The organism is Photobacterium sp. AWH4_225 (genome assembly GCF_056158405.1).
This window is the reverse complement of record NZ_JBSWTF010000001.1, coordinates 619,819-632,929: the sequence shown is the minus strand read 5'-3', so window position 1 is coordinate 632,929 and position 13,111 is coordinate 619,819. Positions and strand designations below refer to the sequence as shown.

11 protein-coding genes are annotated in these 13,111 nt (G+C 51.4%); 6 read left to right on the top strand and 5 right to left on the bottom strand.

Features of this window, described 5'->3' with window-relative positions:
- The first annotated feature begins 168 nt into the window (after positions 1–168).
- The 6 genes from ACXAD4_RS03210 to ACXAD4_RS03185 all read left to right on the top strand — a co-directional run bounded on the left by ACXAD4_RS03210 (position 169) and on the right by ACXAD4_RS03185 (position 5,007).
- Positions 169–1,884: a proline--tRNA ligase gene (locus tag ACXAD4_RS03210; protein ID WP_475238641.1), complete on the top strand. Its 1,716-nt coding sequence runs from the start codon at positions 169–171 to the stop codon at positions 1,882–1,884.
- A gap of 126 nt (positions 1,885–2,010) precedes the next feature.
- Positions 2,011–2,364, top strand: coding sequence for a hypothetical protein (locus tag ACXAD4_RS03205; protein WP_475238638.1), 354 nt, complete (start codon positions 2,011–2,013; stop codon positions 2,362–2,364).
- 57 nt (positions 2,365–2,421) lie between these two features.
- The gene (locus tag ACXAD4_RS03200; protein ID WP_475238635.1) at positions 2,422–3,555 is read left to right on the top strand and encodes a patatin-like phospholipase family protein; all 1,134 of its coding nucleotides are present in this window, start codon (positions 2,422–2,424) and stop codon (positions 3,553–3,555) included.
- Between the two features lie 79 nt (positions 3,556–3,634).
- Complete coding sequence (locus ACXAD4_RS03195; protein ID WP_475238633.1) at positions 3,635–4,495, top strand: GGDEF domain-containing protein; 861 nt, start codon at positions 3,635–3,637, stop codon at positions 4,493–4,495.
- A gap of 117 nt (positions 4,496–4,612) precedes the next feature.
- Entirely contained in the window at positions 4,613–4,819 is a 207-nt protein-coding gene (locus ACXAD4_RS03190; protein WP_039458213.1) for a YaeP family protein, read from the top strand.
- Entirely contained in the window at positions 4,819–5,007 is a 189-nt protein-coding gene (locus ACXAD4_RS03185) for a DUF4250 domain-containing protein (protein WP_317524577.1), read from the top strand. Before ACXAD4_RS03190 ends, ACXAD4_RS03185 begins: the two co-directional genes overlap by 1 nt.
- 120 nt (positions 5,008–5,127) lie before the next feature.
- On the opposite strand, the gene ACXAD4_RS03180 is transcribed toward ACXAD4_RS03185, so the two are convergent.
- The 5 genes from ACXAD4_RS03180 to dnaE form a co-directional block, all read right to left on the bottom strand.
- The gene (locus ACXAD4_RS03180; RefSeq protein WP_475238631.1) at positions 5,128–6,339 is read right to left on the bottom strand and encodes an aromatic amino acid transporter; all 1,212 of its coding nucleotides are present in this window, start codon (positions 6,337–6,339) and stop codon (positions 5,128–5,130) included.
- A gap of 237 nt (positions 6,340–6,576) precedes the next feature.
- Positions 6,577–6,888 (bottom strand): c-type cytochrome, encoded by a 312-nt coding sequence (locus ACXAD4_RS03175; protein WP_475238629.1) that lies wholly within the window; start codon positions 6,886–6,888, stop codon positions 6,577–6,579.
- 137 nt (positions 6,889–7,025) lie between these two features.
- Entirely contained in the window at positions 7,026–8,348 is a 1,323-nt protein-coding gene (gene tilS / locus ACXAD4_RS03170) for a tRNA lysidine(34) synthetase TilS (RefSeq protein ID WP_475238627.1), read from the bottom strand.
- A 158-nt stretch (positions 8,349–8,506) separates the two neighbouring features.
- Positions 8,507–9,466, bottom strand: coding sequence for an acetyl-CoA carboxylase carboxyl transferase subunit alpha (gene accA, locus ACXAD4_RS03165; protein WP_107301044.1), 960 nt, complete (start codon positions 9,464–9,466; stop codon positions 8,507–8,509).
- A gap of 60 nt (positions 9,467–9,526) precedes the next feature.
- Positions 9,527–13,006 (bottom strand): DNA polymerase III subunit alpha, encoded by a 3,480-nt coding sequence (gene dnaE, locus ACXAD4_RS03160; RefSeq protein WP_475238626.1) that lies wholly within the window; start codon positions 13,004–13,006, stop codon positions 9,527–9,529.
- Positions 13,007–13,111: the final 105 nt, after the last annotated feature.

Sequence of the window (13,111 nt, the reverse complement as noted above, 5' to 3'; positions counted from 1 at the left end):
TCAACTAACCCGGGGCTATCGATTTAAGGGCAATTTACCCGCAGCAGCTATCCAATCCCTTTGGCTAACGGCCAATTGGCTGGTAGTATATGCGGTTACCGCCGTTATCGGTGGCTGGGGCCTGTCCCCCACAATTCTTATTTTCATCTAAACAAACGGATACCATCAATGCGTACCAGTAACTATCTTCTTTCTACTCTGAAGGAGACTCCAAATGACGCAGAAGTTGTTAGCCATCAGCTAATGCTTCGTGCAGGTATGATCCGTAAGCTGGCTTCAGGTCTTTACACCTGGCTGCCTACAGGTCTGCGTGTTTTACGTAAGGTCGAGAACATTGTTCGCGAAGAAATCAACAATGCAGGTGCTGTTGAGACTTTGATGCCCGTGGTTCAGCCGTTCGAACTATGGGAAGAGACAGGCCGATCTGAAAAGATGGGTGCTGAGCTGCTTCGCTTTACTGACCGTCATGAGCGTCCGTTTGTACTTAGCCCGACAGCTGAAGAAGTGATCACTAGCCTTGTGCGTAACGAAGTGAGCTCTTACAAGCAGCTGCCGCTAAACCTATACCAAATCCAGACTAAATTCCGTGATGAGCGCCGTCCTCGCTTCGGTGTAATGCGTGCACGTGAATTCTGCATGATGGATGCGTACAGCTTTGACATCGACAAAGAAGGTCTGCAGAAGTCTTACGATGCGATGCACGAAGCATACTGCAAGGCGTTCGACCGTATGGGCCTTGATTACCGTCCAGTACTGGCTGATACCGGTGCTATCGGTGGTAGCGGCTCTCACGAGTTCCACGTACTGGCTGAGAGCGGCGAAGACTTGATCGCTTTCTCTACCGAGTCTGATTACGCGGCAAACATCGAAAAAGCAGAAGCACTAGCCCCTGCGACCGAGCTGGCTGCGCCAACTCAAGAAATGACGCTGGTTGACACGCCAAACGCGAAGACTATCGCTGAGCTTGTTGAGCAGTTCGATCTGCCAATCGAGAAAACCGTTAAGACACTATTTGTTAAAGCCTCTGACGAAATCGACGCCGAGCTGGTTGCCCTGATCATCCGTGGTGATCACGAGCTAAACGAAGTGAAAGCTGAAAACCTTAAAGACGTTGCTTCTCCGCTTGAAATGGCAACCGAAGAAGAAATCCGTGCCCTTATCGGTGCAGGACCAGGTTCACTAGGCCCTGTAGGCCTGAAACTGCCGTTCATCGTTGACCGCTCTGTAGCGGTAATGAGCGACTTCGGCGCGGGTGCTAACGTTGATGACAAGCACTACTTCGGTATCAACTGGGGTCGTGATGTTGAGCTTGGCCAGGTGGAAGACCTACGTAACGTTGTTGAAGGTGACCCAAGCCCATGTGGTCAGGGTACTATCCAGCTTAAGCGTGGTATCGAAGTAGGCCACATCTTCCAGCTTGGTACAAACTACTCAGAGAAGATGAACTGTGGCGTGCTTGGTCCTGACGGCAAGAACGTTATCTTAGAGATGGGTTGTTACGGCATCGGTGTATCCCGTGTGGTTGCTTCTGCTATCGAGCAAAACAGCGACGAAAACGGCATCATCTGGCCTGACGCGATTGCTCCGTTCCAGGTATCTATCGTACCGATGAACATGGCGAAATCGGCTGAAGTGAAGGAAGCGGCTGAGAAGCTATACGCTGACCTGACTGCTGCTGGTATCGAAGTGCTATTCGACGACCGTAAAGAGCGCCCTGGCGTTATGTTTGCTGACCACGAGCTGATTGGTATCCCGCACACTATCGTGATCGGTAACCGCAGCCTAGAAAACGGCGAGATGGAATACAAAGACCGTCGTGCCGGCACCAAAGAAGGTGTTGCTGTGGCAGATATCGTTGAGTTTGTTAAGCAGAAACTGGCTTAATCGCAATACGATTCAATTCCAAAGGCCTCCCTCGCGGAGGCCTTTTTGTTTCAATTTCTCTGTTGGCAAATGACTCGACAAAGGATACCGTACTATCTAGCAAGTACAACACTCCCAAGGCAACCGATGAAAACCAACAGCACTCAGCCATTAAACCAAGCATACAACGCGACCCAACTAGCCAAACGAGAGGCAGATAATGCGCTTCAAGCGGTCACTGGCTTTATCATCACGACACTCGAGCAAATCGACCTGCCAGCCTTTGGTAAGGTAACAGCTATAAAGCAAGATAGCCTTTACGATCGCTGTCGGGCTATTCACTCCGCCATAGAGCAAGCACACCCCAATGCCGCCAAGATGTTGTTCAATGCTATTCGCACCGCCGAACTGCTTGATGAAGCCTGTTCCAGTGCCCGGCGTACCCTTGATGACTTCGAGCATGCCCGTGCAATGAAAGAAAAAATTCTGTCATCTCGGTAGCATTGAAAAGTAAAAATAGGGATATAGTTATAAATATAACTAAAAGAAAGGAGCGCTATGGGCAGGGAAACGCCAAAAATCAGCCTGCTCCTCACCGGAGGGGGAGCGCGGGCAGCCTATCAAGTCGGGGTGCTCAAGGCCATTTCGGAATGGTACCCACGGGTTCACCATAGCCCGTTCAGTATTTACTGCGGCACCTCGGCAGGGGCGATTAATGCCACATCGATTGCTTGCTATGCCTCCTGTTTCCGTCTTGGGGTCAAGAAGCTAGAGTGGATTTGGTCCCGATTGCATAGCCGCCGTATTTTTGCCACCACCCCAAGCGGAATGAGCGGCTATCTGGCCAGCCAGTGGTTTGCCCGCCTCCAAGCCCATCACCACGAACGGCCACCATTCGGCTTGCTCAACAACCGCCCGCTGCGCCAACTGCTCGGCCAGGTAAACAACTACTCCAGGCTGGAAAAGCAAATCGCCGCCGGTAACCTCCATGGTATTTCTATTACGGCCTCCAGCTACAAAAGTGGCCATTCGGTCAGCTTTTTCCAAGGCCAGCCAGAGATCCACGAATGGGACCGGGCCAAATCGAAAGGACGCCGCTCGCTGATCACCACCGATCACCTACTGGCTTCCTCTGCAATCCCCTTGGTCTTTCCTGCAACCCGTATCGGGCAAGCCTATTATGGGGATGGCTCAATCCACCAGTTGGCACCACTGCGCCCATCGCTGAAAATGGGTGCGGATAAAATCCTCATCATCGATCTCATCAACCAAAAACTCGATAGCCCGGATCATACCCGGGCTCCAGGCTTGGCGGCACTCGGTGGCCACCTGATGGATACTATTTTCAGTGATACCCTCACAGCAGATCTGGAAAACTTATCTAGGATCAATGCTTTAGTTGATAGTCTTCCCGAAGCTGAAACCAAGCAAAAACTCAGGAAAATTGAACATATCCACCTGTCACCCAGCCACTCTTTCGAACAGTTGGCCCGCAAGTACTACTGCCACCTTCCGCCCATGACCCGAGGACTGATGCAGTTGATAGGGATAAGTCCTAAGGATGATGCGGCCATCACCAGTTATATCCTGTTCGAGCCTGCTTATATCCATGCCCTGATCAAAATGGGATATGAAGACACCCAAGAAAAAGAAGCCCATCTTCGCAGTTTCTTAATTAAATCAGATAATTAATAATATAAACTCGGTTTAGGTATTGAAATGGCTTAATATTTGCCTATAGTAACTTCCCTATTAATTTTTTGACACATATATGGATCCACTCCACTGGAACGATAAGCTGGCCGATAGCCAATATGTAAAACCAAGGACCAAACCCCTTGGGGCTGATCAGCGCCTGCTGCTTTTACAAAAACTCCAGGGGAAGCTGGATATCAGCTTGTTGTTTGACATATTCAGCCGTGAGGTTGAAAAGCAGATAGATATCAGCAGGTTAATATGGAACGCGGACAATACCACAACCCTTGTACGTCAAGGTGCCAGTAGTCAGTACCGACAAACTTTCATCCTGCGCTTCAATAAAATAGAACTGGGCAAGCTGCAATACCACACGCCCTACGCCCTCGACAAAGACGAAGTCAACCTGCTTCATACCTATCATCGCCTATTTGCCGGACCGCTAGCCTGTGCTTTGGAATATCGCCGAGTCAAAAATATGGCACTGCGTGACTACCTCTCAGGTCTTGGTAACCGCAATAGCTTCGAGCAGGATCTCAATCACGCGATTGCGATGAGTGAAAGGCGCAACATCGGTCTGGTATTGGCGATGTTCGACCTCGATAATTTCAAACAGGTTAATGACCGCTTCGGCCATCCCGACGGTGATAAGGTGATCCGTCACTTTTCGCTACTGTTGAAAAAGTCTGTCCGTGCCACCGACCGTTGCTACCGTGTTGGCGGAGATGAATTTGCTGTTCTGCTACAACCAGCGACCGATACCTCTGCCCTGCATGTGATCCGAAGGCTGGACGCCCTGATGGCAGATGATTCAACGTTGAGAACATTGAAAATCGGCTGCTCCAGTGGCTTCAGTGTTTACCAGAAAGGCGATACCAATATCACCCTAGTCGACCGTGCTGACCGTCATCTGTACAAACAAAAGCGTACCCGCTAAATCTCCCTGCCGTCCCCACCCAGTCTTTGGTATAGTAAAACCTGATAAGCATGTTTTCGCCAGTCTACTGTATCTTCCCAGCCGACTGCCGAAATCACTGTTTATGAAGGACAAACTATGAAAATTTATGAGTGCTGTGAGCAAGTACGCATGATCTACGCGCAGATCGGTGGCGGTGAACTGGGTTACATTCCCAATGCAATTCACTGCGCTGTCAAGGCACTGAATGATATCGCTGCCAATGACACGCTACCGGAAGAAGTTCGTGAGCGTGCTGCCTTTGCTGCAGCGAATTTGCTGATGAGCGACCACGAGGACGCATAATGGATTTGAACAAATACGAGACCATGGATCCCGTGATGCTGATGAGCATCGTCAACATGAAGATCCGTGATGAGTTCGGCGATCTGGATGCCCTAGTTAAATACTACGATATCGACAAGGATAAACTGGTTGCCAGGCTCGCAAGTGCTGGCTTTGACTACCTGCCGGAAGCCAAGCAATTTAGGTAAGTGCTGGCGATTGGCGATTGGCGATTGCAAAATCGAGTACGCTAACCAATAAAAAAACGGAAGCCTCGGCTTCCGTTTTTTGTATCTCTATAACTGAATGCTCAGTATTAACTTAGCTTTTTAGCCACTAAATACAGGCAGTAATTTCGCCATTGCCATAAGGTGGAAGGCTGCGGTCAGTACCCCGAAAGCAATAACAACGTAAATTGTTACATTGCCGCCCGGAACCACGAAACCTTCTTGCTCTGGTGCACGCTGGCGCAACGTTTTTGCCAGTGTCGCCGGGATGATACAGGTCCAAATTGTCGCCGCCGCACCCGCCAAGCCAATCGCCGCTACAAAACCAAACGGTGCAACTAGTGAGAACACCAATGGCGGCAGAAATGTCACGCCCCAGGTTTTTAGACGGCCTTGCTTATTATCTTCGAAGCCAAACAGATCAGCCAAGTAATCGAACACACCCAAACCAACACCAATAAATGATGAGACAATCGCCGCAATGGAAAAGATATGTAGCGCTTGCTTGATGCTGTTTGAATCAATAGCCGTTGTCAGGGCCGCCATCAGGGCATCTACGCCACCACCGGCAGTGACAACCGGGCCGAAGTCTTGACGCGGTAGGTTACCGAAGATACAGATCACCCAGCCCAAGTAGAATGTCAGGGCGATAACCGTACCACCTAGGATCGCTTTTTTAGCACGGTGCTCATCCTGGTAGTAGTCACGCATTGTACTCACTGAGTGGTGGTAGCCAAACGAGGTCAACGCTACTGGCAGTAGAGCTAGCGCATAAGCAGAGTAAGAGCTTTCTGCTTCTCCTTGAGCAAACAACGTCGGCACACTGATATTTGAAGCCAGACCGGAAACCCCCAGTACAAAGCTAATGATCATAAACAGGATCAGCACAATGGAGATACGGTCCACGGCACGGGTCGAATGCAGAACAAAGGCCGAACAAAGTGCGACAAACAATACCGACGCCAACTCTCGCGTCATACCCAGCATTTCACTGAAAATCATACCTGACGATGAAATGTACGCGTATAGCAGAATACCGCCAACGAAATATAAAGACAGGTTGTTGACCAAGTTAACTTTTTTACTCAGTACGTCTTTGGCAACAGTGTTAAATGAAGCTTTGAGCTCGTAATGTTTAAGCGCTTCTAGCAATAACCAGCCTGAAAGTGTCATCATGATCATGGTGAAAGAAATGGCAATCACACTCCATAACGTCCACGCACCCGCACCTGCACTTGGCAACCCAAGCATGCCTGCCCCAACACAAACACTGGCGATAATACATGCGCCCCCAAGTGTGGATGGTTTACTCATAATGACTCCTAAATAACATTAACGTATCAGTGTGCTAGTACAATAATATGTTCTGTAATCTTTGGCAACAACAGAGGAATCATTTGGGTAAAAGATAATCAGCCAGATGGAAATATTAGTTTACGCTATTCATTCATAAAAAAATCGCCCCACCTTATTGGTATAAAGGCAGGGCGATTCATCGCCTGGAGTCATGGCAGGCTTCATTGCAACGGAATGAAGCCTAGCAAAACAGATTTACTTCATCTGGGAAAAATACGCTGCAACATTGGCAATATCAGTATCGCTGAGCATCGAAGCCTGCGGCTGCATCACCATCGCCATACCGCCAGTACGCTCTTTGTTTTTGTAAGCCTTCAGCGAGCTGACCAAGTACTGCTCGTTCTGTCCTTTGAGGTTAGGGTAACCCGGGATCACTGCGACGCCATCAGCACCATGGCAGGCAGCACATACTGCGGCTTTCGCTTTTCCGGCAACGGGATCCCCCGATGCCATTGCAGGACTTGCCATCATGGCTGCAAACATTACACAAGCTAGAACTTTCTTCATCAGGTCCTCATTATTATTTCTATTATCCATTTTATTCCCAGCATCTGGGTATATCGCTGGCACGACAAGACACGCAGCTTTCTAAATTGTGCCTTTTTTCAACAACAAATACTAAATAAAGTCATAATATTGTGCACTCATTCCTGCTCGTAGTGCCAAGTTAGCTCACACTCCTTGCCCGCAAACGCCTCGACGACAAACAGTCCCGCCACCGCCACCAACTGTTCCCCATAAAACAGCAATGGCGTTCGCCGCCGCTGCCAGCTCGGCACACCGTATTCTTGAAACAGTTTTTTGAGCTTACGTTTGCCCACCCGACCAACTGGCTGGACTTCCAATCCAGCAGGCTCGAAGCGCACCGATACCGGCTCATCGGCTCTTGGCAAGCGAAGCTGACCAGCCCCTGACTCCGACAACGACAGTGACCCAATCGAGGCAGGAAGTCGGCAGGCTTGATTCAATTGCACAGCAACCACCGCATCGGATATATCCTCATGAGGCTGAATGACATGCAAACGCTGCCTGAAGCGTCGTACTTCGACTTTTCCCCAGCATACCTTGGGGTTAGCATCTGGCTGGGCTAAAACCACGGAATGCCAAATCTGCTCCAACTGCGCCTGAGAGGGCATCTTCACGCCAACAGCCGCAAGCCAATGGCGTAGTAGTGCTTTACCCCGTCGCTCGCTGCCCGGCTTATCCGGATGCAGGCAGGCAATATCCAAACTCTGATCGGCTGACATCGCCTGGCCGAGCTGCTCGGCAAGAAGGTCTTGAAGCAAAGCTTCCTGCTCAGCACAGAGCGCGGCACTGCGGGTCACCGCCTTGCGGATCCCTGGCCAGCGATTATTCAACAACGGTGTAATCTGATGCCGGAGGAAGTTGCGGTCATAGCGCTCGTCACTGTTGCTCTCGTCTTCGACCCAGTCAAGCCTCTGCTCACGGGCATACTGCTCAATGGCCGTGCGAGGCTGGTCGAGCAAAGGGCGAACATGCCAGCCAGTCGCAAAAGCCGTACATTGCGGCATGGCTGAGAGCCCTGCCGGCCCACTCCCCCGCTTCAGGGCAAGCAGCACGGTTTCCAGCTGATCATCAGCATGCTGGGCCGTCAGCAAGATATCGCCAGGCTGGATATGTGCCCGCAATGCGGTGTAGCGGGCATCCCTAGCTTGCTGCTCGACGCTTGTCCGTTTACCCAATGCCAATGACACTCTCTCGAGTGAAAAGTCCACCCCCGCTTCCGCAGCCCAACGGGCACATAACGCCGCCCAGTCATCAGCATTCACGCTCAAACCATGATGAACATGAACTGCTTTACAGGAAGCTTCTGGATATCGCTCGAGGTAGCGCCCCATCAAATGCAGCAGTACCCGAGAATCCATTCCCCCGCTTAGGGCAAGTACGAAACGGGCGGAGGGGGCCGTAAGGGTGGCAAGATTGGCTTCTAGGTTGGCATAAAGCATTGAGCGACATCCGAAATAACACACAGCAAAAGTATACCCTTCCAGTCCCGGTAAAGGTAAACCCAGAATAAAAAAACGGGCCAGCCCGAAGGCTGACCCGTTCTATTCAAAGTCTAACTCACTGAGCGAGCAAACCGGCAATTAGCAGTACGCTTTGATTAACAATAACCGTAGCTCATCAAGCGCTGGTAACGGCGCTCAAGCAGTGCTTCGGTATCAAGCTGATCAAGTTCTTCTAGTGTTGCTAGGATCTGCTTCTTCAACGACCCAGCCATCTCAACCACATTGCGGTGTGCACCACCTAGCGGCTCTTCGATGATGTTGTCGATAAGCTCAAGCTCTTTCAGACGATCAGCAGTCATGCCCATCGCTTCTGCTGCCTGAGGTGCCTTGTCAGAATCACGCCACAGGATAGAAGCACAACCTTCAGGCGAGATCACCGAGTAGGTTGAGTACTGCAGCATGTTCACGCAGTCACCCACACCGATCGCAAGAGCACCACCAGAACCGCCTTCACCCACAACGTTACAGATAACAGGAACAGTAAGACCGGCCATCTCTTTAAGGTTGGTTGCAATCGCTTCTGACTGACCGCGCTCTTCCGCTCCGACACCAGGGTATGCACCCGCGGTGTCAATGAAAGTCACGATAGGCATTTTGAAGCGCTCAGCCATCTTCATCAGGCGAAGGGCTTTACGGTAACCTTCCGGCTTTGGCATACCGAAGTTACGCAGCACTTTCTCTTTGGTCTCACGGCCTTTCTGGTGGCCAATTACCATCACAGGGCGACCGTCAAGACGGGCAATACCACCAACTAGGGCTTTGTCATCAGCAAACGCGCGATCACCAGCCAGTTCATCGAACTCGGTGAACATGTTCTCAACATAGTCGAACGTGTATGGGCGCTGTGGGTGACGTGCCAACTGAGCCACCTGCCAAGCACCAAGATCACCAAATATTTTCTTGGTCAGCTCTAGGCTTTTCTTTTCCAGTTGCTCAATTTCTTTATCCAAATCAACCGATTTAGATTCATCACGACGTGATACGTCACGCAGTGCTTCGATTTTTGCTTCTAGTTCAGCAATCGGTTGTTCAAACTCAAGGAAGTTCAGGCTCATACCATTTCAGTCCTTTTGCTCATAATTCTGGGTATCTATAACAGATAACTATGGGCTATTTTAATTAAACTCAAGCTCAACCTGCTTATCACCCAGCAAAATTTTGAGATCAGAGATTAATTGATCTGCCGGGGTAACACGCCACTCTGTTCCCAGAGTCAATTTGGCGCGGGCATTCGAGCGCTGATAGTACACGTTGACAGGTACGGTACCTGCACGGTGCGGTTCCAGCACTTTGCTGAAACGTTCAAAAAACTGTTCATCAATTTGCCTCTCTGTAAGCGAGATGGCAAGGCCGCGTAGGTGCTTTTCTCTCGCATCTGCGATGTCTAGCACTTCCCGGGCCGACATTTTAAGGCCGCCATTGAAATCATCAAAGCTGACCTGTCCGGAAACGACCAAAATTCTATCTTTTTCAATCAAATCCAAGTGACGTTCCAATGCTTCTGAGAACAACATCACTTCCATCCGGCCACTGCGGTCATCAAGAGAGAGAATACCAATCCGGGTGCCGCGCTTGGTGGTCATCACCCGGGCTCCGATAACCAACCCGGCAACCGTGACGACTTTGTCTCGTCCGGTCGGATGGGCATCCTTCAGGCGCCAAGTGGTGTAGTGCTTGAGCTCCGGAACGTAGGCATTGATCGGGTGGCCAGTCAGGTACAGCCCGAGAGTCTCGCGCTCTCCTTCCAGCCAGACTTTATCCGGCCATTCAGGAATATTGGCATAGGCGTGCTCGACCTCTTCCGGAGCAGCCGTCAAGACCCCAAACATGTCGGTCTGGCCAAACGCTTCTGCCTGATGGTGTTGGCTCGCAGCTCGGATAGCGTCATCCAGTGTTGCCATCATGGCGGCACGGTTCGGACCTAATCGATCCATGGCGCCGGATTTGATCAATTTTTCCAGTACCCGCTTATTCACCTTTTTGGTGTCAATTCGGGCACAAAAATCAAACAAGTCCTTGAAGTGGCCACCTTTCTCGCGTGCGGCAATAATGTTCTCAATCGGGCCTTCACCGACCCCTTTCACCGCACCGATACCGTAAACAATGGCACCGTTGTCATCAACATTGAAGCGATACAGCCCCTTGTTGACATCAGGCGGCAGCAGCTCAAGCTTCATCCGGTGACACTCATCTACCAGACCGACGATCTTGTCGGTGTTATCCATATCGGCAGTCATTACCGCCGCCATGAATTCGGCCGGATAGTGCGCTTTTAGCCACAATGTCTGGTAAGAAACCAGTGCATAGGCGGCGGAGTGGGATTTGTTAAAACCATAGCCAGCGAACTTCTCTACCAAGTCGAAGATCTTCATCGCCAGTTCGCCGTCGACGCCGTTCTTTATCGCGCCTTCTTCGAAGGTGGCACGCTGCTTGGCCATCTCCTCCGGCTTTTTCTTACCCATTGCACGACGGAGCATGTCCGCACCACCCAGGGTATAGCCAGACAGGACCTGGGCGATCTGCATCACCTGCTCCTGATAGAGGATGATGCCGTAGGTCGGCTCGAGAATTGGCTGTAGGCTATCATGCTGCCAAGTCGCATCCGGGTAGGACACTTCCTCGCGGCCATGCTTACGGTCGATAAAGTTATCTACCATGCCTGATTGCAACGGGCCCGGACGGAACAGGGCTACCAGTGCGATCATATCTTCGAAACAGTCCGGTTGAAGACGCTTGATCAGATCTTTCATCCCGCGAGATTCCAGCTGGAAGACCGCAGTGGATTCCGAGCGCTGCAGCATGGCGAACGACTTGGCATCGTCCATCGGGATCGCCGCGATGTTAACCGGCTCCTTACCCTGAGCTTCAAGGCGAGGGTTAATCATCCCCAGCGCCCAGTCGATGATAGTCAGGGTACGCAACCCCAAGAAGTCGAACTTAACCAGACCGGCAGTTTCAACATCGTTCTTATCGAACTGGGTAACCGGGTTGGCACCTTCGGCATCGCAATACAGCGGGGCGAAATCAGTGATTGTGGTCGGGGAGATCACCACGCCACCGGCGTGTTTACCCGCATTTCGTGTCACACCCTCAAGGATGCGACACATGTCGATCAGATCTTTGACTTCCTCATCGGCCTCATACACCTGTGGCAGTTGTGGCTCGGCTTCGAAGGCCTTGGCCAGCGTCATGCCCGGCTCTGCCGGTACCAGCTTGGAGATACGGTCGACAAAGCCGTACGGGTGGCCCAGTACACGGCCTACGTCACGGATAACCGCCTTCGCCGCCATGGTACCGAAGGTGATGATCTGGGATACCGCATCCCGGCCATACATCTCGGCCACGTGATCAATCACCTGATCACGCTTATCCATACAGAAGTCGATATCGAAATCGGGCATCGATACACGTTCCGGGTTAAGGAAACGTTCGAATAGCAAGTCGAATTCCAGCGGGTCAAGATCGGTGATATCAAGCGCGTAGGCCACCAGAGAGCCCGCACCCGAACCACGACCCGGACCAACCGGCACCCCGTTGTCTTTCGACCACTGGATGAACTCCATTACGATCAAGAAGTAGCCCGGGAAGCCCATCTGGTTGATAACCTTGAGCTCAATATCAAGTCGCTCGTCATATTCGGGGCGGCGCTCGGCGCGCTCCTTCTCATCCGGGAACAAGAATTTCAAACGACGCTCGAGGCCTTCCTGCGATTCCTTGATCAGGAAGTCTTCGATGGTCATCTCCCCGGTCGGGAAGTTCGGCAGGAAGTACTCTCCCAAACGCACGGTTACATTACAGCGCTTGGCGATCTCGACACTGTTTTCCAGCGCTTCCGGGATATCGGCAAACAGCTCGCACATCTCTTCTTCGCTGCGCAGGTACTGCTGTTCGCTGTAAAGCTTCGGACGGCTCGGATCGGCAAGGGTATAACCGTCATGGATCGCTACGCGGATTTCGTGGGCATCGAACTGATCAGGCGTCAGGAAGCGGACGTCATTGGTTGCCACCACTGGCAGCTCGGCTTGCTCGGCCAGTTCAATGGCAAAGTGCAGATAGGCTTCTTCATCGGCACGGCCGGTACGTACCAACTCGAGGTAGTAGGTATCCGCAAAGTGCTCCTGGTAGAACTCAACGCATTTGCTGACCAGCTGCTGGTTACCCTTGAGCAACGCCTTACCGACATCGCCGCTCTTGCCGCCCGATAGCAGGATCAGGCCTTTTTTGTGCTCTACCAGCCACTCCTTATCCATCACCGGAAGGTGCTGGACATGGCCGCGCTGGTAGGCCTTGGAAATCAACATGGTCAGGTTCTGGTAACCATCGTTATCAGAAGCCAGCACAGTTAAATCACACAGCTCCTCGCCCATCTCTTCGGACATCACTTTAAAGTCCGCCCCGATGATCGGCTTCATGCCGGCGCCATGGGCAGCAAAGTAGAATTTCACCAAGCCACACAGGTTGGTAAAGTCCGTCAGTGCCATTGCGGGCATGCCCATACCAGCCACGGTTTTCACCAGCGGCGGTACTTTGGACAAGCCGTCTACCATAGAGAAGTCACTGTGGACACGGAGATGAATAAAACGAGGTTCAGCCATGACTAACCAGAATAGAGTTGTTCAAGAAACAAGAGGGTGATTATAGCCCAAAGCACCATGGCTGTTGACTCTAATCACCATCTTTTAATGCCGCGGAAATTAAAG

Coding starts and splice junctions, on each gene's coding strand:
- ACXAD4_RS03210 (WP_475238641.1), top strand. CDS start 169: ATGCGTACCAGTAACTATCTTCTTTCTACTCTGAAGGAGACTCCAAAT.
- ACXAD4_RS03205 (WP_475238638.1), top strand. CDS start 2,011: ATGAAAACCAACAGCACTCAGCCATTAAACCAAGCATACAACGCGACC.
- ACXAD4_RS03200 (WP_475238635.1), top strand. CDS start 2,422: ATGGGCAGGGAAACGCCAAAAATCAGCCTGCTCCTCACCGGAGGGGGA.
- ACXAD4_RS03195 (WP_475238633.1), top strand. CDS start 3,635: ATGGATCCACTCCACTGGAACGATAAGCTGGCCGATAGCCAATATGTA.
- ACXAD4_RS03190 (WP_039458213.1), top strand. CDS start 4,613: ATGAAAATTTATGAGTGCTGTGAGCAAGTACGCATGATCTACGCGCAG.
- ACXAD4_RS03185 (WP_317524577.1), top strand. CDS start 4,819: ATGGATTTGAACAAATACGAGACCATGGATCCCGTGATGCTGATGAGC.
- ACXAD4_RS03180 (WP_475238631.1), bottom strand. CDS start 6,339: ATGAGTAAACCATCCACACTTGGGGGCGCATGTATTATCGCCAGTGTT.
- ACXAD4_RS03175 (WP_475238629.1), bottom strand. CDS start 6,888: ATGAAGAAAGTTCTAGCTTGTGTAATGTTTGCAGCCATGATGGCAAGT.
- tilS (WP_475238627.1), bottom strand. CDS start 8,348: ATGCTTTATGCCAACCTAGAAGCCAATCTTGCCACCCTTACGGCCCCC.
- accA (WP_107301044.1), bottom strand. CDS start 9,466: ATGAGCCTGAACTTCCTTGAGTTTGAACAACCGATTGCTGAACTAGAA.
- dnaE (WP_475238626.1), bottom strand. CDS start 13,006: ATGGCTGAACCTCGTTTTATTCATCTCCGTGTCCACAGTGACTTCTCT.